This is a genomic window from Paenibacillus sp. MABNR03 (genome assembly GCF_050455445.1).
Classification (GTDB): Bacteria; Bacillota; Bacilli; order Paenibacillales; family Paenibacillaceae; genus Paenibacillus; species Paenibacillus xylanilyticus.
Window position 1 is genome coordinate 271952 of sequence record NZ_JBCIYR010000002.1, and the last position, 25840, is coordinate 297791.

Annotated in this window: 19 protein-coding genes; 12 read left to right on the top strand and 7 right to left on the bottom strand. The window is 41.1% G+C overall.

Annotated features, from left to right (window positions below; translation table 11 throughout):
* Positions 1 to 14 precede the first annotated feature (14 nt).
* From AAIH57_RS09875 to AAIH57_RS09900, 6 genes are all read left to right on the top strand, one after another.
* Positions 15 to 920: an ATP-grasp domain-containing protein gene (locus AAIH57_RS09875; RefSeq protein WP_430021503.1), complete on the top strand. Its 906-nt coding sequence runs from the start codon at positions 15 to 17 to the stop codon at positions 918 to 920.
* A gap of 279 nt (positions 921 to 1199) precedes the next feature.
* Positions 1200 to 1583 carry a hypothetical protein gene (locus AAIH57_RS09880; protein WP_430021504.1) on the top strand — a complete coding sequence of 128 codons (384 nt, stop codon included), beginning with the start codon at positions 1200 to 1202 and terminating at the stop codon, positions 1581 to 1583.
* 774 nt (positions 1584 to 2357) lie between these two features.
* On the top strand, positions 2358 to 3572 hold the full coding sequence (locus AAIH57_RS09885) for a WXG100 family type VII secretion target (protein WP_430021505.1): 1215 nt from the start codon (positions 2358 to 2360) through the stop codon (positions 3570 to 3572).
* Entirely contained in the window at positions 3572 to 4045 is a 474-nt protein-coding gene (locus AAIH57_RS09890; RefSeq protein WP_430021506.1) for a hypothetical protein, read from the top strand. Before AAIH57_RS09885 ends, AAIH57_RS09890 begins: the two co-directional genes overlap by 1 nt.
* Before the next feature lie 188 nt (positions 4046 to 4233).
* Complete coding sequence (locus AAIH57_RS09895; protein ID WP_430021507.1) at positions 4234 to 7371, top strand: DUF3427 domain-containing protein; 3138 nt, start codon at positions 4234 to 4236, stop codon at positions 7369 to 7371.
* 565 nt (positions 7372 to 7936) lie between these two features.
* The gene (locus tag AAIH57_RS09900; RefSeq protein WP_430021508.1) at positions 7937 to 9646 is read left to right on the top strand and encodes an AIPR family protein; all 1710 of its coding nucleotides are present in this window, start codon (positions 7937 to 7939) and stop codon (positions 9644 to 9646) included.
* Between the two features lie 885 nt (positions 9647 to 10531).
* Here AAIH57_RS09900 and AAIH57_RS09905 read toward each other — a convergent pair.
* The 4 genes from AAIH57_RS09905 to AAIH57_RS09920 all read right to left on the bottom strand — a co-directional run bounded on the left by AAIH57_RS09905 (position 10532) and on the right by AAIH57_RS09920 (position 15402).
* A protein-coding gene (locus AAIH57_RS09905; RefSeq protein ID WP_430021509.1) for an IS3 family transposase occupies positions 10532 to 11694 on the bottom strand; the annotation gives its coding sequence in 2 pieces (ribosomal slippage) (positions 10532 to 11430 and positions 11430 to 11694; 1164 coding nt in all).
* Between the two features lie 211 nt (positions 11695 to 11905).
* Positions 11906 to 12757 carry a DNA adenine methylase gene (locus AAIH57_RS09910; RefSeq protein WP_430021510.1) on the bottom strand — a complete coding sequence of 284 codons (852 nt, stop codon included), beginning with the start codon at positions 12755 to 12757 and terminating at the stop codon, positions 11906 to 11908.
* A gap of 59 nt (positions 12758 to 12816) precedes the next feature.
* On the bottom strand, positions 12817 to 14541 hold the full coding sequence (locus tag AAIH57_RS09915; RefSeq protein WP_430021511.1) for a ParB N-terminal domain-containing protein: 1725 nt from the start codon (positions 14539 to 14541) through the stop codon (positions 12817 to 12819).
* Between the two features lie 162 nt (positions 14542 to 14703).
* Positions 14704 to 15402, bottom strand: a complete 699-nt coding sequence (locus AAIH57_RS09920) for a hypothetical protein (RefSeq protein WP_430021512.1) — start codon at positions 15400 to 15402, stop codon at positions 14704 to 14706.
* A gap of 1010 nt (positions 15403 to 16412) precedes the next feature.
* Here AAIH57_RS09920 and AAIH57_RS09925 point away from each other — a divergent pair.
* Positions 16413 to 16739, top strand: coding sequence for a nucleoside triphosphate pyrophosphohydrolase (locus tag AAIH57_RS09925; protein WP_430021513.1), 327 nt, complete (start codon positions 16413 to 16415; stop codon positions 16737 to 16739).
* Positions 16723 to 19167 (top strand): DEAD/DEAH box helicase family protein, encoded by a 2445-nt coding sequence (locus AAIH57_RS09930; RefSeq protein ID WP_430022119.1) that lies wholly within the window; start codon positions 16723 to 16725, stop codon positions 19165 to 19167. Before AAIH57_RS09925 ends, AAIH57_RS09930 begins: the two co-directional genes overlap by 17 nt.
* Before the next feature lie 80 nt (positions 19168 to 19247).
* Here the strand turns inward: AAIH57_RS09930 and AAIH57_RS09935 are convergent, their stop codons facing one another.
* Positions 19248 to 19592, bottom strand: a complete 345-nt coding sequence (locus AAIH57_RS09935) for a hypothetical protein (RefSeq protein ID WP_413034941.1) — start codon at positions 19590 to 19592, stop codon at positions 19248 to 19250.
* Between the two features lie 72 nt (positions 19593 to 19664).
* Here AAIH57_RS09935 and AAIH57_RS09940 point away from each other — a divergent pair, with 72 nt between their 5' ends.
* A complete protein-coding gene (locus AAIH57_RS09940; protein WP_430021514.1) occupies positions 19665 to 21029 on the top strand; it encodes a lipase family protein in 1365 nt (454 codons plus the stop codon).
* 15 nt (positions 21030 to 21044) lie between these two features.
* Positions 21045 to 21317 (top strand): hypothetical protein, encoded by a 273-nt coding sequence (locus AAIH57_RS09945; protein ID WP_430021515.1) that lies wholly within the window; start codon positions 21045 to 21047, stop codon positions 21315 to 21317.
* Between the two features lie 177 nt (positions 21318 to 21494).
* Here AAIH57_RS09945 and AAIH57_RS09950 read toward each other — a convergent pair whose 3' ends face one another.
* Both AAIH57_RS09950 and AAIH57_RS09955 read right to left on the bottom strand, forming a co-directional pair.
* A complete protein-coding gene (locus tag AAIH57_RS09950) occupies positions 21495 to 22262 on the bottom strand; it encodes a MerR family transcriptional regulator (protein ID WP_430021516.1) in 768 nt (255 codons plus the stop codon).
* Complete coding sequence (locus AAIH57_RS09955; RefSeq protein ID WP_430021517.1) at positions 22237 to 23163, bottom strand: DUF2268 domain-containing protein; 927 nt, start codon at positions 23161 to 23163, stop codon at positions 22237 to 22239. The genes AAIH57_RS09950 and AAIH57_RS09955 overlap by 26 nt, the downstream gene beginning before the upstream one ends.
* Positions 23164 to 23378: 215 nt before the next feature.
* Between AAIH57_RS09955 and AAIH57_RS09960 the strand changes: the two genes are divergently transcribed.
* Both AAIH57_RS09960 and AAIH57_RS09965 read left to right on the top strand, forming a co-directional pair.
* A complete protein-coding gene (locus tag AAIH57_RS09960; protein WP_430021518.1) occupies positions 23379 to 24158 on the top strand; it encodes a hypothetical protein in 780 nt (259 codons plus the stop codon).
* 175 nt (positions 24159 to 24333) lie between these two features.
* A complete protein-coding gene (locus AAIH57_RS09965; RefSeq protein WP_430021519.1) occupies positions 24334 to 25632 on the top strand; it encodes a galactokinase in 1299 nt (432 codons plus the stop codon).
* Positions 25633 to 25840: the final 208 nt, after the last annotated feature.

Here is a 25840-nt window from a genome sequence, read left to right on the forward strand (position 1 = left end):
AGAAGGAGGTAGGCATGATCATTATATATGGCAGTTCACCGCTGGATGAGAAGAAGGTGGACGAGAGTTATGAAGAGGAATATGAATGTACGAAGCAGCTTGGCTTCGAGGTGGGGCTGATTAACTTGGAGGATCTCATGGTGAACCAGCGTCCGGATCTCGCGACCAAGCGACTCAGGAATGCTCCGGAGCCGGAAGATGTACTGTACCGTGGCTGGATGTTGAAACCTCAAGAGTATGCACGACTATATGAAGCGCTGGCCTTGAAAGACCTCTATCTGATCAACACACCTGAACAATATAAACATTGCTACTACTTGCCTGAGTCATATGAAAAAATCAAGGGACACACGCCGCGTTCGGTCTGGGTGCCGATGTCCGAGGTAAAAGATTCCCCGGATGCCATTCAGACAGCGGTGAGCCAGTTCGGAGAGCAGCCCATTATTGTGAAGGATTATGTGAAATCCCGTAAACACGAGTGGAAGGAAGCCTGCTTCATTCCAAGTGCTGTGGATGATGAGCATGTGAGGCAGGTCGTACATAACTTTATAACGTTACAGGGCGAAGACTTGAATGAAGGGCTCGTATTCAGGGAATTCGTTCCGCTCGAGTTTCTGTCCTACCACGACCAGAGCGGCATGCCATTGTCCCGGGAGATGCGGGTGTTTATTTTGGATGGGAAACCTGTCTATATATCGAACTATTGGGACGAAGGACAGGATGCGGCGTTCATGGAAGGATTAGGTTCATTTATGGAAATTGCTAGAACGATTGAAAGCCGCTTCTTCACGATGGACTTCGCCAAGCAGGAGGGCGGATCCTGGATCATTCTCGAACTCGGCGACGGTCAGGTGGCAGGATTGCCGGATTATGCGGATCCATTGAGATTTTACGAGCATTTGAAGAGAGCATTCGGATAGACAACAAGAGAGAGTTAACTCATGGTGATCATGAATTAACTCTTTTTCAGTTTTGGTTCATATTGAGAGTGAGTGTTAAGTTCAGACGGTGCGGATTCCTCAGACAATTCAACTGAAAAGTACAGTATGATGGGGAGAACGAACACAATAAGGCCGATGATTATAGCAATGATGATACTTTTTTTGTTCAAGTGGGAATGCTCCCTTCTGGAAAAAAGTTTAGCTTATTGGATCTGTAACATATATTAACCAGTTTATAAGTTTTGGGAGTGATTTTGGGTGTGGAAAAGGTATGGGATACTGTGTCTGTTGGTTCTACTGATGGCAGGATGTAGTTCGGATAATAGAGAGAAAGCCATTGAATATCTGACCCAGTATCAAGTTAATGATGCTTCACTAATTGTGTTTACGGATAAACCCGCAGAGCGCTCTTTCATTACTGATTTGCAGACGAACATGGATTATATTAGTAATCAGAAGCTAAGGGAAGAAGGACCAATCACCAATGTGAATTTCTATAATGTTCGCGACGATCAACAATTCAATTATGAACAGATATTTAATATGAGCACTTATCCGTACATGATCCTTTTTGAAAAAGGTGAGATTACTCTGGAAACACAGGAACCAGAAGAGATCGTAAAGTATTATGAAAAGGATTAAGAGGTAAGAAGTATAACTTCCTTAGCTGAATTGGTGAAGAGGCCTGAAGATGGTATGATTCAAAATGAAAAATTGGAAGGGCATTAAGAACTTGTTGTTAGACTAGATGGTGATACACCTGAATTACAACAAGCTTTTAACGCAGCCTGCTATTCAATCATTAGAATTTAAATGGATAAATCTTTTTTCAACTGGTGTTGATGTAGAGGAGGAAGATGTGCCCATGATTATTGATGTCTAAAAGAATGGGCAGAAACGAATTTAAACGAAGAACAAAAAAATAAAATATACGAAAGGATAGCGGGACTTCGAGATATTTTACCGCGGGCTTTCCAACGTAAAGAGGTAATTGTGTTTATAGGTTAGGAATCTTTATTCTAGACACTATCAGTTGTAGATGGATCTACTTTAAAAGTATAGGAAATAAGAATAATCTATAATATTTTACATTCCACGTTGAGTTGGATTAAGGAAGTGAAAACGCTCTATCCAGAATAGTCAGAGTAAAGACAGATAGAATTCAAGCTAAGATTTGATTGTTTTGTATGAGAGACATTCTTACAAAGTAGTTGTTATGGTGATGTTTAAAACAACGAGAGAAAATAGCTGTAATGAAACATGTGTGCATTTATGCGAAAAGTTATCTCCTAAAGGATGTAGCTGGACTGCCTTCTAACCTATGAGAAAATGAATCCCTCGTTTGATTCCAATCCTCTTTCTGACTTGTTAAAATTTAGGCATATATACTATGGTCAGGTTGGCGGTGAAGATGGAATGCAGCGAATTGAGGTTCATCCCGATGTATTAGAGGAGAAAGCACGGCTTGTTCAACAGAAGAAGCAGGAACTGGAGCGGATCGTCTGGGAACTGGAAAAATCAATCTACCTGTTGCAATCTGATTGGTCGGGTGTTACAGGGGAAAAATTCTTTTGGGACTTTATGCAAGTGAAAGAAGTGTTCCCTACGACACTGAGTCTTTTAAATAAAATTCAGGAGTATTTTAACTATGTAGCAGATAATTTCAGGACAACTGATGGCTCAGGCGAGGTCGCCTTGTATATTCCTGAGGAACTTAAACAGACCTTTGCTAAGGGGCTTGCGGATGGTTCAGTTGGAGAAACGGTAACCGGAATAGGGCAGACGGTGGAGGCCTTCGCCGATAATCCGTTAAGTACGGTGGGCAGTCTGGCCTATGCCTTGACTTTAGGTAAGGTGGTCGATGCTGGCAGAGGGATTAAGTTTGCTTGGGATGCATATTGGGGTAACGGTACGGCCAGATCTGATGTGGAGCAATTTGTAGAAGAGCAGAAGAAACAGGTCAATCAGGATGGATTGGGCTATTACAGCGGCTCGATGGCAGGTCAGGTACTGGCCTATGCTTTCTTCGGCAAAGCGTTTCGGGCTGTTGAGAATAAGCATAGCGATCTGGGAGGATCGGGTGGAGGTAAGTCGGAGTCGGGTGAAAAGGGAAGTCCACCTAAAATCAATGAACCTGTAAAGACTAAAACTAATAAGGGAATAGAGGTTGAATTCACTAATCCCTCAGGGAATACAATTAGCTGGGTTGATCAAAACCCTAAAAATATTCCAAATGCAATTGAAAGTGCGATGAATAGTAGGAATTCCGGCAAAGCAATTGAAGGTAAAGTAGGAGATTTTGTTCAGGGAAAAGTTGAAGTTACAGGATTTGGACTAAAGTTAGATAATATATCCACTGGCAAACCTGCGGGAGATATTGATGTTATGACACACAATCAAATCATAGAGGTTAAGAAGTCAATATCTTCTGTTAAAATGGATCAAATCGATAAGTACGTTAATCCAAATAACTCTCAATTTTTTAACTATGAGGGAAGAAGGGTCGTGCTGTATATTGATGAAAGTTTTGATACCGCAAATAAGCAAACAGATAAAATGATTAAAGAATTCAATAGTAAAGGTGTAACTGTTGTGAATTCACTCGAAGAGCTAGGAGGAGTATTGAAATAATGGGAATGTCATCTTTTGTATTATTTAAACGTGGAGAAAGCATATCAGCAAGTAATTTATTGAGTACTATTAATAATATATGTATAAAAGAGAAACTTTTATTTGATAACGATGAAGAAACTTACAATAGCGAAGGTTCATTAAAATATACTCGACTATATATAAGCGACACGCCATTCAAGGAAAATTACGCAAGGACGCTTAGCTTTAGTGTATATGATGAACCATATGAATTTCAAACCGTTACTTATGACTGGGATAATACGCAAAATGAATATTTTAAAGCAGTAGTTTCTGATGACTTTGATGATAATGAGGATTTATTATTTAAATTCCTTTTTGCTTTTCTGAGCGAATTCCCCGATGCAAGAGTATGGATTGAGGAAGATTGGTTTTACAATTTGGAAGATATGAAAAAGATAAAGGCATCCTACAATAATAATTGGTGTTATATTAATCCAAACAACGTTTAAGTGAAACACAATAATTAAGATTCAGGCACTTCTACCAGACCACAAGTAGAGGTGCTTTTTCCTATGAAATCAAACAACTAATGAAATCTTCCACATGTTGGACGATAATATAGAAGAAGCAATATATAGCTATAACCTGTACATACAGACTAATCCACAACCATCCTACACCCACACGAGGTATTTCCATGAAACAGGGCATATATGAACAGCTTATCAACACCATCACCAGGCAGGAGATTTCTGCTCTGAACCCGGATGTGTATGACGTTGGGACCGAGAAGTTGGATGCGGAGGAAGCTCGGAAACTACTGTCCACGTATTTGGCTGCGGTAACCCGGCGAGCACTGAAGATTGTGAGAGAACAAACCGAAGACAGTGCAGCAGTACTTGCGCAGATCCGCACATGTAATGAAATTATTGCTACTTTGAAAGGTACGCTTGGGGAAGAGGAGTATAGCGAGTTGCAGCTGGATGAGCAGGGAGAGGTACTGACCCATGTGTATTCCAAGCTGAACAGTATTCGGGCTGTACGGGATTCGAAAATTATTCGCCCAGATACACCTATCGCTCAAAGCTCATTATTTACAGGCGCGAAGTCCGAGCCGAGTATGCTTTTGGAGTTGCAAAAAGAGATCGTGACAGCAGACCGGATCGACTGGCTTGTGTCATTTATTAAATTCAGCGGGCTTCGTCTACTTTTGGAACAGCTTCAGCAATTCACGGCGGGCGGTGGGAAGTTGCGGATTATCACGACTACCTATATGGAAGCAACCGACCTCAAGGCCATTACCGAACTCAGCAAACTGCCTAACACAGAGATCCAGATTTCCTATGATACCAAAGTGACACGACTACACGCCAAAACGTACATTTTCCACCGCGATACTGGATTCACTACAGCTTATGTTGGTTCTTCCAACCTGTCCAACCCGGCGCTAACCAGTGGTATGGAGTGGAACCTCAAGGTGACGGAGAAGGATTCACTCGACGTGCTTCGCAAGATTGAAGCGACCTTCGAGAGCTACTGGAATGACCGCGAATTCACGCGATATGTGGCTGAGGATGAGGAACATGAGGCACAGTTAAAGGCGGCTCTGAATCGTAAAAAAGATCAATCCAACCAGTTTCATCTCGACATCCAGCCCTTCGATTATCAAAAGGAAGTGCTGGAACAGCTGCACGCCGAGCGTACGCTGTATGGACGAAACCGTAACCTGATCGTTGCTGCCACAGGCGTTGGCAAAACGGTTATCTCAGCCTTCGACTACAAGCGATTCCTGGCAAGTCACACGGGAGCAAAAATTCTATTTGTCGCACATCGAGAAGAAATTCTGAAACAGAGCCGTGATACGTTCCGGTACATCCTGAAGGATATGAACTTTGGCGAGCTGCATGTGGGGAACCATCGGGCCGAGGCGCTAGACCATCTATTTATTAGCATTCAGAGCCTTAACTCCATGAAGCTGACAGAGATCACAAGTCGGGATTATTACGATTACATCATTGTTGATGAATTTCACCATGCGGCAGCACCCTCGTATCAAAAGTTATTGTCACATTATGAACCGCAGATTTTATTAGGACTAACAGCGACTCCTGAACGGATGGATGGCAAAGATGTTACCGCCTACTTCGATCATACGATTGCCGCCGAGATTCGTCTGACCGATGCGATTGATCGGAGGCTGCTGAGCCCATTTCAATACTTTGGCGTAACCGATACCGTGGATCTATCCCAAGTAAAGTGGTCGCGCAAAGGATATGACCTTAATGAACTGGAGAAGCTGTACACTCACAACAAAATCCGTGCCACTCAGATCATCTATAGCCTGAACAAATATGTGACTGACCTTGAGGAGGTAAAGGGACTTGGGTTCTGCGTAGGGGTGGATCATGCGCTGTATATGGCAAAAATCTTCAACGAAGCGGGCATTCCATCCATGGCCCTGCATGGCGGGTCGAGCGAGCAGGAGCGTCATTCCGTGAAAGGGCAGCTGGTGAGAGGGGAACTGCACATGATTTTTGTCGTGGACCTGTACAATGAGGGCGTGGATATTCCGGAAGTGAACACCATCCTGTTCCTGCGTCCTACCGAGAGTCTGACCGTATTCCTGCAACAGTTGGGTCGTGGACTACGGATTGCGGAGGGCAAAGAGTGTCTAACCGTTCTCGACTTCATTGGACAAGCCCATCAGGAGTACAGCTTCCAGGACAAATTCAGGGCCTTGATCGGCACAACCAAACACTCCATCTCGCACTACGTCGAGAACGGCTTCTCGAATCTGCCTCGCGGCACATTCATTCAGTTGGAGAAACAGGCAAAGGATTACGTCATGCGTAATCTGAAGCAGATGAGCCGTAATCGCAGAGCGTTGATCCAGAAGCTGCAAACATTCCAGCAAGACACGGGATTACCGCTGACGCTGGCTCATTTTGTGGAACATCACGGAATGACACTGGTTGAATTCTATGGCGGGCGTTCGGGAAAAAGGTATTTCCGCGGTATGTTGGCCGAAGCTGGATTGACAGAGCCTATCGAGAATGAGCAAGAGGAATATATCCGCAGAATTCCATCTGTGCTGACGATCAACTCCCGAAGCTGGCTAACGTTCCTGATCGACTATATTGAAAAAGGGAAAGAACCCACGACCGCTGATGAACGTCGCATGTTGATCATGTTCTATTACACCTTCCATCGGGCTGCACCTGAGAAGCTGGGACTGAACAGTATCGAAGACGGTGTGCAGCGTGTACTGTATTGTGAGGCATTCCGGGCAGAGCTTGTGGATATCTTCAAATATAACTTGGCTCATCTGCGATTTGTGGATAAAAGCAATTCATTCCCGTACACTTGTCCACTGGATATCCACTGTATGTACTCCATTGACCAAGTGCTCGCCGCCTTTGGTTACTGGAATGCCGAGCAATCACCTGCCTTCCGTGAAGGCGTGAAGTATTTTGCAGATGAACAGACCGATATCTTCTTCATTACGTTGAACAAATCGGATAAGGATTTCTCACCATCCACATTGTATGAGGATTATGCGATTAATGAACGTTTATTTCATTGGCAGACACAGAGCCGGGTGTCGGAGCATACGGCTACGGCGCAACGGTATATTCATCATCGGGAGACGGGCAACCGGATTGCGTTGTTCGTGCGGGAGTATAAGGAGGAGCATAACTATACATCTCCGTTTGTGTTTCTGGGCGAGGCGGATTATGTGAGTCATGAGGGGAATAAGCCGATGAGCTTTGTGTGGCGATTGCGGGAAGAGATGCCTGCGAAGATGGTGGCGGTGGCGAATAAATGTATTGTTTGAAAACTAGCAGTATTAGAATATGTATGGAGGCAAGGTCATGTGGGATAGAATGTTGGATTGACAATTTTTTAACTAAGTTAGGCGGAGTTGGCGCGGGTGTTGTCTCTTCTTAGTTTTATTTGGGTTTTTTTGAAGAAAAGTCAGGTAATATCATCATTAAGTGGCTATATCCGTATGAGACACGTCAAAAGTGTCTGCGTGATGAAGCCTCGATGCTTAAAGAGCTCGAAATACTGGTTTTCAGAAGTGACTAAATATATGTTATCTCTGAATATGGAAATCTCACCTTGCTAAGGTGAATGGGTTGTCTGAACATGAGTTTCTCCAATTGAAGAGATAAACACTTATATTGAATTTGGGTGCGGATCTATATAAGATAGGAGGGAGCCAGTAGGACCCGTCCGTTCATGACGTCTTTACCCAGTTTGCCTGACGCTTTAAAGAGGGGGGATAAGCGTTGAAATCATTCCTTAAACACAAGAAGATATCGAATGTTTTCAATAGTAAATATTCAGCTTAGTTGCAAAATAAAATCAATATTATTGCGCGGGGGGATCTATGTACTATGAGCATGTTTCATGTTGGTGTAATTAGGAAGTACTTGTTAGAAACATTTGATGGGCTTATTGATCTTGAGGACTACAAAACAAAATCTGCAGAAGAAAGAGAAGATGCATTTTTGACTCGTGCACTTGCTGCATATACAATTATGGCTCTGAGCGAAACTACGCCAGAAGAAGCAGCAAACGCCGTTACTGATGGGTACAAAGATAATGGTATTGATGCAATTTATTTCAACTCTAAAGAAAAGATTTTGTATTTGATCCAAACTAAGTGGAAAAAAGATGGGACTGGAAGTGTTGTGCGTGGTGATTTTCAAAAGTTTCAACAAGGAATAAAAGACTTAACTTTTCCTAGATTCCATCGCTTCAATGAGAAAATACAAAACAGACAGCCCGAAATAGAAGCTGCCTTAACTGATGCGGGAACTAAGTTTATGATACTCTTGGTCTATACTGGTCAAGAAAGTATTAGTGAAGATATTATTGAGGATAGCAACTCATTTTTAGAAGAATTAAATGATGCATCGGAGTTTGCAAGTTTTAAATCATTAAAGCAATCTAGTATCTATAATATGATTGCAAAGGGTGCTCAAGGTCAACCAATAAATCTTGACATAGCACTGAGTAACTGGGGAAATGTTGAAGAACCTTACAAGGCCTATTATGGTCAGGTTGCAGCAAGTGATGTTGCCGTTTGGTGGGAGGAACACTATCCTCAATTATTTGCACCAAATATTAGGATGTTTCTCGGAGATACAGATGTAAACAACAGCATTATTAAAACACTAAAAGATGAGCCTCAGAACTTTTGGTATTATAACAACGGGATAACCGCCCTATGTTCAACCATAAAGAAAAAGCCAATTGGTGGCAATACAAGAGACGCAGGCATTTTTGAGGTCGTAGATATGGTTATTGTTAATGGGGCTCAAACAGTTGGTTCAATTGCTAGCGCCGCTCGAACTGCCGCAGAAAAAGTGGAACTTGCAAGAGTACCGATACGATTTATTTCTGTAAAAGATAGTCCAGAACATTTTGCAAAGAATGTCACTAGAAACACTAACACGCAAAACAGAATAGAAAAAAGGGATTTTTTAGCATTAGATCCCGAACAAGATAGAATTAAAGATCAGCTTAACCTGCATCAAGTATCGTATGTATATAAATCTGGTGAAACAGGAAATGGTAATGTAAACTCCTTTGATATATTGGAAGCTACTGTTGCACGTGCGTGTTATCAAGAAGACATCGATTTGACTGTACAAGCCAAAAGAGAAATCGGTAAACTTTGGGATGATATTACCAAAGCTCCTTATAAGATTTTATTCAACCCCTCTGTTGACGCTATTCAATTATGGAAGTTAGTACAAGTATTACGTGTAGTTGAAAATGACCTATCACAAAAACAATTAGCATGGACTGGACGAGAGAAACTTTATGCATATCACGGGAACCGTTTTGTAATTCATCTTGTCTATCGTGAAGTGGAAGAAATTATTAAGTCAAGCAATATGATCTTGACTGATGAAGATATAGAAAATATTAAAATAGCAACTGATTCTACCATATCTAAACTCATGGACATAGTTGAAGGAGAATATTCAGATTCGTTATTGGCAAGTCTATTTAAAAATTTAACTAAATGTAAAGCTATTCATAAAAAGTTTTTTCCATCCAAAATTGTACGTAAAGCAATAAAAATCCCTCAATAAAAAACTAGTGGTCAACTACTATTTTAAGTACTAGAGATCATTTATGTGTACAAAAACCTAATGAAATTAATTACAAAGGGAACGAATGTACTCATCCCTTTCTTGATAGGGTTGTGGTCAGAGGTCCAAGTCTGTTTACAGATCTTACATGAGAAGAAGCCTTGGTCGAAAGGTTTTTTCTCTATTACAAGGATAAAGAATAAGCGTAGAAACATGGATCAAATACGACAACTACTATCTCTGCAGTTGTGTTAGATAAGGAACAGAGAGACCATAACCATAAAAAAAAGTACTTTTGTAATCCTTTACGACAAATTGATATATTTGAATTGAGGTCTACGTATTTTTCAGTTTAATGTTAATAAAAGCAGTACCTAACCATTCAGCCACTCAAAATACACTTTTAGACCAAGGAATGTCTGTTGGTTTATATACAAGTCATAACAATGACTAAACAAGAGAATATGCTATGTTACTCTTTTGTTTTGTCGGGAATCAATTAGTTAGGATGATTTTGTTTCATTGGAGGGACCATCTCGATTATAAAGGTCGTTTTGGCATTTCTTCAAAAATAGTTAAGAAGGATGAGCCGCTATTGTATAATTTTCGATCGTCAAAACATTAACAGATTAGACATATGTATTAATGACGCTTTTGTGTGTATTTTAATGTCAGTCACAGTTCTAAAGAGATAATTCTCTCAATATCCATGGTGCCTACATAATCTGTTACATTCTTAAGAGGTTGTTTCCCCATAATTCTATTTCATCCGGATCGGATCTCTCCTTTTTGTAATGTTGGCATGTAGAGTTAGAACAATAAATAAAAAAAGTCGCTGCAATGGTCATAACCCTGTCAAGTAGACAGTACAAAAAAAGACAAGATTTAAGCTGCGGCCGTTTCCCGGTATTCTACCGGGGAACGGTCGTTTAGTTTTTTCTGAAATCGGTTTTGGTTGTAAAACAATATGTATTCTCTCACTTGTTGTTCAACCTCTGCTTTATTTGCCGCCTTATTCAAGTATATTTTCTCGGTCTTTAAGTGAGAGAAAAAAGACTCGATACAGGCATTGTCTAGGCAATTTCCACGCCTGGAGTGACTGCCTAGCATGCCGAGCTGTTTCAGTTTACGGTTAAACGGCTTCGAGGTATATTGAAATCCTTGATCCGAGTGCAGGATTACGCCACTTAGATCCACGTGCTGACGGAGTCTATCCAGCGTTTCATGAACTAAAGCAAGGTCATTTCGTTCAGAAAGATGCCACGCTACAATTTCGTTATTGTATAAATCCTGAATAACAGAGAGATACACAAAATGTTCTCCAGCACGAATATAGGTAATGTCGGTAACCAGCTTCGTTCGTGGCGTATCCGCCCGAAACTTGCGCTCAAGCCGATTTGGATTCACCACAGAAGCTTGTTTTCCAAAGAATCGACGTTTCTTTCGAATGACAGAACAGATGCCTAATTGTTTCATTAATCGGTACACCTTTTTGTGGTTGACTCTAAGGCCTTCCCTCCGTAAAGCTACCGTCATTCGAAGATAACCAAAGTAGGGATGCACGCGATGGATGGCAAGCAGGTGTGATTCCAATTCATGTTCTTTTTGTCTACGTTCGCTTGTCGCCTGTCTACTTTTTCTCCACTTATAATAGCCCGAACGGGAAACCGCAGCTAACTTCAAGAGCCAAGCCAGACCATGGCGTGCTCGCAGGTCCTCTATGATTTGAAATCTGGCAGCTTTACTCGTCACTCCTTGTGTAGATTTGGATACTGCTTTTTTAAGTATTCAATCTCCGCTCGCAAGTATGCCATCTCTTCTTCCATACTGGAAAACTTGGTTCTAAGGCGTCCCCGTTTGGATGTAGCAGGTTCTAGACTCATTCCCTGTTTCGTTTTTGCAGCCCATACTTGTACCTGAGATTTATTTTGAATATCCAAACGTTTCGCCACTTCACGTATACTCATGTGTTCCTCGTTGACCAGCCGGGCCGCCTCCAATTTCAATTCCAAGGAGTACCGCCGGAAAGTTTGTCCTTTTTTAGCCATAAAAAATCCCCTTCGTTTGGCAAGATTAAGTCCATCTTAACAGATGTCTTTTTTCTCTTGTCTACTAAAAGGGGATAATACCACAACAGCGACTTTCAATGGGAGAAAGTTTCTTTTCCTCCTCGACCATTTATTCTTCCTTGGTAGTAGTTTGTATATTTTAAATACCTTGATAACATAAATTTTTTTTTTAACTAATAAATCTCATCATCTACACTATCTGCAAAAAGTTTTGAATCTCTCCTGTTTCAGTTTTATTTGAGAAGAACATAAACTCTTGACCTTTAGTAGGGGTTGCAATTGAATAATTTAAGTAATATTTTGTGTAAAGTTGTTTATAATAAAGTTTTTCAATTTCATTAGCAATATCATAAGTAAGGATCCAGTATCTGTTTTTCATCTTTGTTTTTATGATCTTTGCCAATTCAACATGATCTTCATGTGAATAAAAATTAGTGTATAAGTCAGGTCCTCTATCATAATAAGGCGGATCAAAAAAAGTAAGCGAGTATCGCGTTTTCTTAATCTCTTCTTCAATAAAATCCTTTGCATCATAATTACAGACTTTTATTTGATCGGAGTAAGAAGCAATTAACTTAATTTTTTCTATAATAGATTCTTTGTTAAATCGACAATCCAACTTATCAATCTTATCTTGGTTTTTACCACCGATAACACCTGCTTTAATAATTCCTGATCTGTTTGTTCGATTTAAGAAAAGTGTTGAAAAAGCTAGTGATATTTCATCAATACTACCCTTTTGTTTTTGAATTTCTCGTTGTATATACCATTGATTCATATCAATTGGTGTAACCTGAATAAGATGAATTAACCTTTCTGGTTCAGTAACAATAGTATTCCACAAAGCATAAATTCCACGATCATAATCATTAATAATAATTTTTTTTACATCCTTATTTACAAGTAAGCGAAGAGCAACAGCAGCCCCTCCCGCAAATGGCTCTATATATGTTGATATATTATTTATATTAACAAGATGTCTAATATAATTATAAGTTTTATCTTTACCACCAGGATATCTTAAGGGAGATAAAATGGCCATAGTTGTGATCACCTCAGTGTAATAATAGCAGATATCATTCCTACTTGGCCAGCAAAAACTCAAGGTAAGAGTAAGTAGTTATGGAACAATACTAAGATTGGTGTAATTCTTAAATTAACTCTTTCCACTAATTCGTCGTACATGGCAGCATAACTACTATGAGTTATAAGATTTAAGTAATCGTATAATTTGTCAGATTCTATTGAACCTAATAAATTCTTAACAGCCTGGTATCTTAGCTTGTTATCACCATTACATACTTGAGTCAGTAACGTCCTCTCAGATAAATGTTCGACTAAGAAAATTAAATTCTGCTTAGGATTGCCATGGTTTGTAAGGTTTTTTTCTTTTATTACTTTGTCTATTGATAATTCTAACAGCTGCCTGACTGATGAAGCTATCATGTATCTGTAGTCCTGAGCATTCTCCAACGATTGGATCTCATCAATTAACATATTAACATTACTATTTATATTAATATTTACTTCGTCATCAGTAAATGCAGTAAGAGATTTAAAAAACTCATTTTTAGGTTGATTTATTTTGATGCCTTTATTAGATAGAGAAACATTAATTTCAACGCTCTTTGAAACGGAGTGACCGTTATTTTCTAACTTCACCTGTATGGCGTAAACCCCAACTTGTGCATCTCCGGAGAAAATATGTTTCTCTTTTATCAAATTTCCATTCGAATTAAACACTACTTGGTTTAATAAGTTTTCTCCGTTAGAATCAGTCGCAACATCAATTAATTCATTTAAGTCAAAATCATTATACAACTTAAGGGATTTTTTTGTAGATTTTAAGTTTAATATGAGAGCATAGTTTTCTGATTCATTTCCAGCTCTGCTTGCATCAGAGCCAGTCCCAGCCCCAGAGCCAGAGCCAGCACCAGAGCCAACCCCAGCACCAGAGCCAACCCCAGCACCAGAACGAGCATCTGAACCACTCTCATCATTAGCATCTGACTCAGAAACAATGGGTGAAATGTTCTTGAAAAAATTGCTGGCTAAATCAGCAGTATAGACATCGCCGACCGTTGCTTCATTTGATATAAAATATTCAATCATCTCGCAAACCTTATCAAAATGTTTTTTGTTATCTAAGTCCACTTTGATACCACGTTCAAGATTGAATATTCTAGTTCTAATATCCAAATAGCCAAATATACGTTCGAAAGTGGTAGCATAGCCTTTATTATTTATGTTATCAAAGAGCTTTTTATTTTTTATATCGGATTCTAGTTTTCTGTAAATCATATTTCCTATATTGTATTGTTGTCCGATGAATTGAGCAGTAAAAGTGTTTTTTTCATTGGAATCCCAAGTAATCTGACCTGCCCCCGCTTGTTCTCCGGAGTGAAGTTTTATTACATGGTTTGCCATCGCTTCTGGGTTTGTATACACTTTAGCATAAAGAACTAAACTGTTAACATCTATACTATGTTTTACTTTCTCTATGAAACGATATGTGCTTGGATACTTTGTTTTTATAATTTTGGCTGTATCATTAATAAGCAGTTTTAAAGCTGTCAATCTTCTGTTTCCATCATAAACAATGTATTCATTGTTAGTGTGCAGTACTACAAAATCTTGCAGGACACCTTCAGTTTCTATAATATCTTGAATGAGAGCTTCAATTTTCTTAGGACCAACTCTTTTCAAACTAAAAAATGTTAAAATGGCCTCCTCTTCACTATCAACAGGTTTGGGGAATCTAGGGTTTGTCTTTGATAGTCTCAGTTCTGTGGCAAACATTTCTTTGATTATTGGGCGTTCATACATGAATATTAGCACTCCTTACGAACTGGTTCTTTTTAACTATAATAATTTAACGTGTTTCTTTTGTTCTTCTCTTACAACCAACTAAGATCACTATTTTTTCTGTTTTGCTTGTCATGCACATCATGAAAAATTTCAAGGTAATCGAATTTCTTTAAGACATAACTATTGTTTGGTGTTTACCAATTTGGGTCTGTCTCGATGACTATAAATAATTTGTGGAGTATCAGATGGATTTAGTATATTAATCTTATAAATTTGTTCGTATTCATTTTCAATTATATCAATAAATTTAAAACGAATAGTTAATTCACAATTATCTTGAATGGGGATAGGTAAAGAAATATGCTTTGTAAGCATTCCTGTCTGCTGAATAAATGTAACGGCCTGGCTCTGTTGTGTCCAACTATATCCGTCGATTCTTATGTTGAAATCAGCAGCTAAACCTTGTCCAATGTTAAAAATGTTGAGCTTAATAGCAAAATGAGGGTTTTGATTATGGCTATCAAAAAACATCCACGTAATATTTGATAGTGGAACTGATGTAAAGGGGATGATTTCCATTTCTGCATTTAGAAAAGGTATGACTTGATACCTGCGGGCCTCAGATTCACTTTTTTTACCAGATTGCAGTGTTTCTCTGAAAATAAATACAGTGACTGCCGCTCCGATAAATGCACCAGCCAAGTTTCCATAAAAACCAATCCAATCATTATTTTGTACTGTCCTTATCCCCGGTAGAGGAAGTATAAGCAGAGCATTTACAATTATTGCAATTGCTACACTTAAAAAAATGATTATATAAAGAATATTGGAAATAGAAATAGATTCTTTTTTTATTCTTCTATACTTACCAAGCTGCATGATTTATCTCCTTGGCTCAACTCAATCTGGGTTTATAGGATTATCTTTTATAATTACTATTATTGTTCCTCTATGCAAAACAGAAAAACATTAAGAATCACTCTAAAATGCGTTAATTGAATTAAATATGTATTATTTCTGTACTCGATCGTGTTGTATATATGATGTGAGGTTAAGCCTGGGGCACCATAATTTAAAGGTCTAGAGCATATCGAGCCGGGCAGGCATCACATCCATCGATTTTGTTTAGAAAACCTATCAAACTTTATAAAAGAAAAAGAGATGCTATAGGACCTAATAAGTGACTCTTTTGTACTCTCTGTACACCTTCCAATTGGTACTATTATCCTAAATATAACATACAATATCTGATAAATAAATATTTAGATACCATTTATGAACATCTCTATTGATATACTCATCATGATCATCCTGGTGAGTATAAATGTTCACCATAACATATTACGATAAGCTCTGATTGTTACTAAATTTCTCGGTGGTACTGAAGTAAAGGTATCCGCTTTCATTTTGGTAGAAAAGAATAGCATTATCCCCATAGAAAATTTGCTTCTAGACGTGCAAGAAGCTAGTTTGGAAGCAAAGTTAAATTAAGATATTGAGATTCAAGATATAGATTCGGAACAGAATACGCCCTAGGCATTTCGTTCACAGACCAAAAAGAATCAGATCGCGGTTAGATAATTAATAGGATGAGAGTCGGTGTGTATAATGAACCTGCTCCACATCAATACAGAGAATTGGAATGGAGGGATGATGGGTAGATATATTTTAACAAGCTCATTATCGATGGAAGTATATCAAAACCGAAGAGGTCGCGCTTTTGTATCATTTTCTTGTGAGACACTCACTCCTTTTTGAATATTTATGGGCATTTTTATCTCTCCATCCAATCAACTTCTCTATAAAAATCAATCCATCTCTCGCCATAGCAAATGATATAATGACAAAAAGGGAGATTTTAACTCATAGCAGAAAGGATGTTATACCACATGTCTACATACAACAAATTGGTGCGGGACAAGATTCCCCATATTATCACATCCAGTGGTAAGGAATGCCGCACACGCATTCTGGACCCTGAGGAATATAAGCAAGAACTAAGAACAAAGCTGCAAGAAGAATCGAATGAGTACTTGAGCGCTGCGAACGATCAGGAAGCTCTGGAAGAACTGGCCGACATGCTCGAAGTGATCCGGGCGCTGGCGGAGGTGCATGGAGCGAATGCGGCGCAATTGGATAAGCTACGGGCGGACAAGGCTGAGGCACGCGGTGGATTTCAGGAGAGAGTGTATCTGATTGATGTCGACGAAGCTTAACGTTAAACTAATCACCGATAATCTGGCAGATGAACTGATTACCCGGATGCAGCATGCATCCGGGATTTATATTATGACGTCCTTTATTATGCAGTCCGGGGTGAAGTTGCTGGCACCGCATTTAAAGCGTGCCGCTGAACGTGGGGCAGAGGTACGGATGCTCGCAGGAGATTATCTGTATATCACGCAACCGGAAGGACTGCGGGCGCTGTGTGAGGTTGATCCACGGATTGAGGCACGGTTGTGGCGAAGTATGGGAACTTCTTTTCACCCAAAAGCCTATCTGTTCGATCATAACAATGGGGAAGGACTGCTAATCGTCGGATCGTCGAACTTTTCGTTCACGGCGCTGAAGACGGGGTATGAATGGAATCTCGCAATGAATGCAGAGGCAGAACCATATACGTTCCAGATGGCTTTGGACAAGTTCATGCAGAGCTTCTATCATGAGACGACCTTGCCGGTGAACCCGGATTCAATTGCGCTTTATGAAGAAGAGTACCGAAAGTACCACCAGAAGAACCCGGAGATGATCCAGAGGATCACGGAAATGGAAGAAGCGGAGTTTGGCACCGGACTGCCAGAAGAAACAGAGGAAGAAGCCGCCGAGCTGTCGCTTATACCGATCCAGCCGCGGTTTGCGCAGCTCGATGCACTTGAAGCGTTGGAAGGCACGATGGAAGAGCAGTATGACAAGGCGATGGTCGTCATGGCGACCGGGCTTGGCAAAACGTATCTGGCGGGCTTCTTCGCCCAGCGATTCCAAAGGATACTGTTTGTGGCACACCGGGAAGAGATTTTGTTCCAGGCTAAGAAGTCTTTTCAGCGGATTATGCCGGAGCGCAGTCATGGTATCTACAACGGGCAGCATAAGGATGGAGCAGCGGATTGTGTGTATGCTTCGATCTTTACGCTGAGTATGCAGAAGCACCGGGATGGGTTTGCGGCGGATGCTTTTGATCTGATCGTGGTAGATGAATTTCATCATGCGGCAGCGAAGACGTATATGTCGGTCATTGAGCATTTTCAACCTAAATTTCTGCTGGGCATTACGGCTACTCCGGATCGGCTAGATGGCAAAGACGTATATGCGCTCTGTGATGGGAACGTGGCCTACCAGATACATTTTATTGATGCGATCCGGCGAGGATGGCTTGCTCCATTCCAATATTACGGAGTATTCGATGACACGGATTATTCGCAAATTCGCTGGATTGGTACGAAGTATGATGAAGAACAGCTTATGGCGGCTCAGCTACATGAGGAACATGTGGAGAACATCTATTCAGCCTGGACGCGGCATAAACAGACACGAACGATTGGCTTTTGCTCGTCGATCCGTCAGGCAGACTTTTTAGCTGCGTATTTCCGAAGTCAGGGCGTTAAGGTACTTAGTTTGCATTCGCGTACAACGGAGATGTCGCGGGAGGAAGCGATTCGACATCTTGATGCGGGTGAGCTGGAGGTTGTGCTGACGGTGGATCTGTTCAACGAAGGGACGGATATTCCAAGTGTGGATACGCTGCTCTTCGTGCGCCCAACTGAATCACTTACGGTGTTTACCCAGCAGGTAGGCCGAGGTCTGCGGCTGGCGGAGGGTAAATCACATTGTGTCATTATCGACCTGATCGGAAATTACCGAAATGCGGATGTGAAGCTGAGTCTGCTGGATGTGCGTGGCGAGGAGGAACGAAGCGGGAAAGGAATGGATTCGGCTGTGCCGGAAGTTCCAGCCAACTGTGGAATTCATCTGGAGACTCGAGTGGTAAATCTGCTTCAGGAGCTAAGCCGTAAGCGGTTGCCGCGTCGCGAGAAGCTGCAACAAGATTTTCTGGATGTGAAGCGAGAAATCGGGCGTATTCCGACATATCTGGAGCTGCATCTTATGGGACGTTCCAAAAGCATCGGGTATCGGAGCGAATTTGGCTCATATGTTGGGTTTCTTTATTTGGCGGAGATGCTGTCCTCGGTTGAGGAGGAGGTATATGTCCGCCATGAAGCATGGCTTAGGGATGTAGAGAAGACGGTTATGAACAAAAGCTACAAGATGATCGTGCTGCTGTACATGTTGGAGCGAGGCGAAGAGCACTGGATGGACCCAATCACGCCAGGCGAGATGGCTGAGTTCTTCCATACTTATTTAACGGAGAAGGAGTACCGGAAACGGAAGGATTTCTCGGATAAAGACAAGCTTGCGCTCTGGGAGTGGAACGAGAAAACGGCAGCTAGAATAGAGAAATTGATTATCGATATGCCGATGTCCATGTGGAGCGGTACGAAGGGTAGTATGACTCGTTTCGAGGAGGGTGTATTCTCACTGAATCTACAGGTGCAGGATGCGGAAGAACGGTCTCAATTATACCGTTGGACAAAGGAGATATGTCTATATCGGCTGCATGTGCATTTTGAGCGGGGGACAATAAATTAATATAAACAAAGCTGTTTTTGAATTAGTCCATCTGAATTCAAAAGCAGCTTTTTAACTATAAATATGTACGAATTTGCAACTCACTGCGAATTAATCTCTTCTTCACTTTTTCGTTTCTTTATGAAATCCTCCGGTCCACTTTCTGACTTAACTTCGAGAGAAGGGAAATAGTAATATAGAGAAACCTTAGTATAAGGATCCTGTTTAAGGTGACCTTTTAAGACCATAGTTGAGGACATAGGCACATTGATATAAAATTCAGTGAATTCAACTTCAGCGTCATAATATTTTCTGAAGTAGTCTTGACCGATAGGGATTGCCTTTTGATAATACTCCTGCTCTTCTTTATCAGACAGCCCCCCACAAGCAGTTAGTAGAGTGACTAAAACAATAAAAATCAAGCCGTTACGGATATAAGTAAGCAATTGGATTCACACCCTTTATTGGAAAAAAATAAATACTATTGTATACTATACTTCAAAAAGAAGGATACATAAATGAAAAATTACATTACAGAGAAAACTTATCACTTCATTTCCGAAATGGTCTACACGCCAGATTTACAAGCGGGAGAACAACCTAGGGAAATACCGGGTTGGAAAATAGTTAAACCCCAAACCACATTACACGATAAAAAAACAGGGTTTGACGCTGAAGTATTCCATAATGAGAATACTAATCAGATTATTATTGGTTATAGAGGTACAGAGCCGGGAGATCGTCCCTTTAAGGATAAGTTTCCCGATTTAGAGACGGATGCATTGGATGTTGTTTTGGGAAGAGCCAAGCAACTTGAGAATACATACAATCAATCTCAAAGTGGAGTAGAACGGCTCCCCAGCAAGTACGACCAGAATGTAATTAATGAGGGTTATAAGGATACGCAATTTTACCAAGCAGAGGAATTATTCAGAACAGTACAGAAAGAATATCCCACTGCTGAAATAACAACGACTGGACATTCATTGGGCGGCGGATTAGCCGAGTATGTAGCAGTGAGAAATGATCTGTCCGCTGTAACCTATGACCCTGCTAATATATTGCCGGTATTGTCTGATGACATTATTAAGCGAATTGATAATGGGGAATTCAAAGATAAGATTTATTCCATATCACATCCTGGGGATATCGTTAGCTCGGGTATTATAAGTCCTAGGAAAACTGTGGGTACAGGGTTCTTTATCGATAAAACATATAATGAGGCAAACAGAAGAATCTATATACCTATTCTCAAATCTAATAAAAACAGTGAATATAATTTCATGAAAAGTTTCTTGGGTATGAAAGAGAAGTACTACATACCGATTAGCATTCCATTTTTGCATCAAGATCCAATTAGTAAATTCATGAATTCATTTGGAAATGAAAAGACTCATGATCTGAGCTATTTTCAGTTTGATGAACATGGATTCATTCGAAATAAATTGTTTTCAACATCAGATGGAAAACCTGTAACAGGGAATTTGCGTTTCGATGCTTATTTAAATTCTCTGGTTGCCCAAGATAATATGGAAAAAGTATTTGAGCAGCTTTTACATCAATATGGATCTAAAATGGGCGCGTATGGACAATATGCAGCAGCAGCAACAGGAGTAACTATACAACTGTCTGTTGATAATTTGAAGGCAGCTGGACAGAAGATGGACCAGCATGTACAAGAATTTCAGGCGAGTTTGCCAACAACAATTAATTCCATTCTGCGTTTAGTTGAAACGAGTCGGAGTCGGTCATTAGAACCGATTGCAGATCGACTGACACATGATTTACATCATTTTAGTCGCTGGTATGCGGAGGAAGCCCATGCTATAGCTGAATACATTAACAAAAAGGCAGAAGACTTCAGGCTGGCCGACGAGGGATAACAAGGGGGATTAGAGATGTCGGGGAGAATTTTAGTAGAGTTACATGATCTGATACAAGCCGAAAAAGATTTGACTCATTTAATGAATCTGTTAAAAGCGAACAAGGCGCATGTCCAGTCAATTGGGGATAGTATAGGAGACTGGAGAGGTCAAGCAGCAGAAGAACTGAGAAGCAAGATGGCTCATTTTCTAACTGTGTTAACAAGAAGAATTACCGAATTTGAGCATCAACAAATGGATTTAGCAAAGTATACCTACCGTATGGAACGCGCGGATCTTGAAAGGTAGGGTAGTCATCTCTTTTTATCTATTACTGGCTAGATCAGAATTCTCCTTGCCTCACTCCACTACTTGGTGTAAGAAACTGATTACCCGGATGTAGTTCACATCCGGGATTATTAGGTTGACACTTACACACTAGATTGACGGGAGGCTACTTCTCTCACATTTGTAGCTCGAGATAATTTATATTTCCCCAACCTTAACAAAAACCATAATAGCGTCATACAAAAATATCAAAAAATCCTCATCGCCAAACTGCTGAAAATAACCAGCATAGCGGCGATCCGTCGTATACACTTCTGCGATACAGGTCAAAATTTCAGCGTCACACACCATAAATGTCTCAAGGCAGATTTTCCATTCACGAATTAAATGTTGCACCTTAACAGAAGCAGGAGACGAATCCTGATGTTTAGCCAACTCCCGAAATACCTTCTCCATTTTTACCGAGAAACGCTGATATGCTTGTTGTTGCTCTTCTACAGAAAGCTGGTTCACAGTGGCTTCAAAGTCCCGATACTTGTCCGTATCCCCATAGACGAGCTTCGCCTCAGACTCATATTGTTCTTGAATGGACAGGATGGGGGAGTCGTCAAACATGTCGAGATAAACGATATCCGTGCCATCCACATAGTCATCCAATTGGTTGATGATGGTTTCGAGTTTTTGTTTTCGTTGTACGAGTATACTGCGATGCGCTCTTAGAATTTCTTTTTGTTCTTCTTTGGAGAGCTTCATCATGGCTGCAATGTCCTTCAATGAGAAATTCATTTCTTTGAACAATAGAATCGTTTGCAGATTCCCCAGTGCTTCCTGAGCGTAAAACCGATAGCCATTATCCTCAACTTTGCTCGGTTTCAATAGATTGGTTTTATCATAATAATGTAAGGCGCGTTTGGTGACGCCTGTAATCTGAATGATGTCTTTAACGGTGAAATAGGGTTTCTTCATTCCAAAAGTCCTTTGTTTCAGCAAGGATGTCACTTGCCGGAGTGATAGTTGCTTCGGTGATATGTTTGCCTGTTTTGTTCAAATAATATTGGATTAAGTGATAGCCGCAGGCATAGCCAGCAGCATAGGGCATCCCTACGGGAGTGAAGTTTTGCATTCTCGCAAGTTCATCGCCATACAGATATGGATTAATTTGCTCAAAGCCTGTAACATGCAGTTGGTCCTTCATTTTCGGTTTAATGATCGTATTTAGGGTTTCCATATTCGTTTTGGCCACCCAGGGCCCTAATAACTCCTCTCCATACAGGGACGTTGCGAAGCTCTCCGCGAGCCCCTCACTAACGACCATTTCTCCGAGCGTAACCTGCTGGTCCCACTGAATAAACTGATATCTCACATTATGATTGCACTCATGGGCTAACACAGATTGGATACGAGGTAAAGTATACGTACCTGGGATCAGGTTCGCAATAATATAGCCAGGAATTCCACCATCCCCACATATGCCTTCATTCATCTGTAACGTCGGGCTGTTCTGATCTCCTAATAAAATAGTATATAGATATTCCGAAACCGAAAGTTCAATCCCGTTATCCTTAAAGGTGGATAGACTTGTCATAACAGCTTCATGGCATTCTTGCCAAAATGCTTCGGATGAAATGGCTGCGAGCGGTTCGCTGATCTCAGGGGTAATACCTTCAGGAGCTATATTCATAAAGTTATTCATCGTGATCACGTCAAAGCCATGGGTCTCACTTTCTCGAAAGGGGATCTGTTGAATGTTCCACTTTGGCATAAATGGACCCATCATTTCCTGCCGATATAGCTCTAATTTCTCATCTGGTGCAGCATGGATAATCTCTTCATAGATTTTATCCGAGCGTAACGCGGTAATCTTCATAATCAAACTCTCCTTTGTTTAAGCTTGATTTCATTATCAAGTATGACCATACGTAACAGTCAAGGAGAGAAAGCAGAGGGAACCAAAAAAGCCACCCATGAAATTCAGATGGACTGACAGTATTGAAACCGATTCGACACCAAAAATGGATATCTTTGTAGTATAATCCATTTGGTTCTGGATCGGAACCCTGTAACAGAAGAGGAAAGGGGAGATTGGCATTGAAAAAGGAAATAGGTGTGTGGCTACTATGGGGTGCAGTTTTACTTGCAGGATGTGACTCAGTTCCATCAGACGTTGTTCCGCAAAAACAGATCGAGTCTACCACTAAGCAGGTAACAACTCAGCCCAAGCAAGAAACGGATCCAACATTAAATTTGCTCGGATCTTCGGAGGGTGAACAAGTAAAACTTTATGATAATAAGGAAGCAAAAAATTCACCTCATAAATTCACTCTAGAGATAAATGGAAAGACCAAAGACTTTGATTGGTACTATCTTGGGGATATGGGAACGGACCCGCAGGTATTTTATACGGATCTTACGGGGGACGGTAAGGAAGAAGCTGTAGTAATCATTCAGACTGGGAGAGGGACAGGCTTAAATAATTACGAAATCCATGTCGTGAACGCAGATGACTTCTCCGAGATTAAAGTACAGAGTTACGAAGACATCGTAGCGAATTACATTGAATCGCATGTTGCGAAGAACGGAGATGGTACGTTAGCGATTGCAGTTAAAGCACAAGGACAAGCATATAACTTCAATTATGATTTCGATCCAGCTCCGGATTACGATCAAGATGAGCTTGGATTTGGGGGTGTAACGATCTACCGGCTGGAGAATCAGAAAATTCAATTAAATCTCTCCGGATCTGTCGGCATATCTCCTACATATGTGTGTGATTTTAATGTGACCTACGCATATGACCATGACAACAATGAATTTATAGTTGATCAGATTGAAGTTGAACCTGTTGAAAATGGAAAAGGATAGCCCCGTTGCATGACACATCCAGTCATTTCATAAAACGTTTACAAACTTTCAATTCTACCCTACCTTTTCCGGGGCGAAGCTGAGATAATGGGATAGAAATAAGGCATGAAACATTGGCCATACAGCCTCAATCACAGCAGAAAAATAAAGCTACATACCCATAGGAGGAGTAGAGATGACGACACAACCATTACAACTGATCCAGTCCATGGAAGGACAAGCATTGTTTGCCCAAATGTACGGACAGCAGCAGGTAGAGGAACAGACGGCTCGGTACACGAAGCTGAACGCATCGTTCGAACAATACTTTGGCGTACAAGAGGGCAGCAAGTTGTTCAGTGCGGCAGGACGCAGCGAAATCGGCGGTAACCATACAGATCATAACCATGGCAAAGTACTGGCGGGCAGCATTACGCTCGATACGATTGCAGTGGCAGCACCAACCGCGGAATCCGTTATTACCTTTTATTCGGAAGGTTATGACAAGAAATATGTAATCGATCTCACGGACCTGACTCCGAAGGCGGAAGACGACGGTACGACAGCGTTGATTCGCGGTATGGCCGCGGGATTCGGAGAGTTTGGATATAAGGTAGGTGGCTTTCAGGCGTACATCTCCAGTAACGTGTTCTCGGCATCGGGATTAAGTTCGTCGGCGTCATTCGAGATGCTGATTTGTACGATTTTGAATCATTTCTACAACGAAGGAACGCTGGATGTTGTGGTGATGTCCAAGATTGGTCAGTATGCGGAAAATCAATATTGGAACAAACCGTCCGGACTGCTGGATCAGATGGCTTGTGCATATGGTGGTCTGATTGCGATTGATTTTGAAAACCCGGCTGAGCCTGTCATTGAGCCTGTCCAATGGGACTTCCAACAGAATGGCTACTCTCTGGTGATTGTAAACACAGGTGGAAACCACGCGGATCTGACCGAAGATTACGCTGCTGTGCCTTATGAGATGAGAGCGGTTGCTCAAGCACTGGGCAAAGAATATGTTCGGGAAATTACGGCAAAGGCGATTTATGCAAACCTTAAGAAGGTCCGTGAAGCTGCGGGAGATCGTGCGGTGCTGCGTGCGCTTCATTTCCTGGAGGAGAACAATCGGGTGGATGGTCAGGTGCAGGCGCTGCGGGAGGGACGTTTTGCAGATTTCCTGAATTTGATTACGGCGTCCGGGAACTCTTCCTGGAAGTGGCTCCAGAATGTATATCAGAGTGGTTCCGTGAAGGAACAGGAGATTGGGATCGCACTTGCACTAACCGAAAATTATCTGAAAAACTTTGGCGATGGCGCCTGCCGCATACACGGTGGTGGTTTTGCCGGAGTTATTCTGACGATCCTTCCTAACGAAAAAGTGGAGGAGTATATGTCCTGGATGCATGGCATGCTCGAGACGCCAATTATTGTCGTTAATGTGCGTGCACAAGGTGCAGTGTGCCTGAATGCCTTGATCGACAACGCGGGCTAAGGCGGTCACTTGTAATAATTCGAGGTAACCATTAGCTCGGTACCAATAAATATTAGTTCATTCATGCATAGCGGTTCCTCATCTTGACGTGGGTCATGGGAGAGGGCCGCTTTTTGCTATGTTCAATTCTCTATAAAAAGTAAAACTTTGAAGGTTGTTACCGTGTTGATAAGGTAGTGCTTTCAAATTGAGGGATTAAGTGTTGATG

Excerpts from the sequence above, each read along its gene's own strand:
- AAIH57_RS09875 (WP_430021503.1), top strand. The coding sequence starts at position 15 with ATGATCATTATATATGGCAGTTCACCGCTGGATGAGAAGAAGGTGGAC.
- AAIH57_RS09885 (WP_430021505.1), top strand. The coding sequence starts at position 2,358 with ATGCAGCGAATTGAGGTTCATCCCGATGTATTAGAGGAGAAAGCACGG.
- AAIH57_RS09890 (WP_430021506.1), top strand. The coding sequence starts at position 3,572 with ATGGGAATGTCATCTTTTGTATTATTTAAACGTGGAGAAAGCATATCA.
- AAIH57_RS09895 (WP_430021507.1), top strand. The coding sequence starts at position 4,234 with ATGAAACAGGGCATATATGAACAGCTTATCAACACCATCACCAGGCAG.
- AAIH57_RS09900 (WP_430021508.1), top strand. The coding sequence starts at position 7,937 with ATGAGCATGTTTCATGTTGGTGTAATTAGGAAGTACTTGTTAGAAACA.
- AAIH57_RS09910 (WP_430021510.1), bottom strand. The coding sequence starts at position 12,757 with ATGGCCATTTTATCTCCCTTAAGATATCCTGGTGGTAAAGATAAAACT.
- AAIH57_RS09915 (WP_430021511.1), bottom strand. The coding sequence starts at position 14,541 with ATGTATGAACGCCCAATAATCAAAGAAATGTTTGCCACAGAACTGAGA.
- AAIH57_RS09920 (WP_430021512.1), bottom strand. The coding sequence starts at position 15,402 with ATGCAGCTTGGTAAGTATAGAAGAATAAAAAAAGAATCTATTTCTATT.
- AAIH57_RS09925 (WP_430021513.1), top strand. The coding sequence starts at position 16,413 with ATGTCTACATACAACAAATTGGTGCGGGACAAGATTCCCCATATTATC.
- AAIH57_RS09930 (WP_430022119.1), top strand. The coding sequence starts at position 16,723 with ATGTCGACGAAGCTTAACGTTAAACTAATCACCGATAATCTGGCAGAT.
- AAIH57_RS09940 (WP_430021514.1), top strand. The coding sequence starts at position 19,665 with ATGAAAAATTACATTACAGAGAAAACTTATCACTTCATTTCCGAAATG.
- AAIH57_RS09945 (WP_430021515.1), top strand. The coding sequence starts at position 21,045 with ATGTCGGGGAGAATTTTAGTAGAGTTACATGATCTGATACAAGCCGAA.
- AAIH57_RS09950 (WP_430021516.1), bottom strand. The coding sequence starts at position 22,262 with ATGAAGAAACCCTATTTCACCGTTAAAGACATCATTCAGATTACAGGC.
- AAIH57_RS09955 (WP_430021517.1), bottom strand. The coding sequence starts at position 23,163 with ATGAAGATTACCGCGTTACGCTCGGATAAAATCTATGAAGAGATTATC.
- AAIH57_RS09965 (WP_430021519.1), top strand. The coding sequence starts at position 24,334 with ATGACGACACAACCATTACAACTGATCCAGTCCATGGAAGGACAAGCA.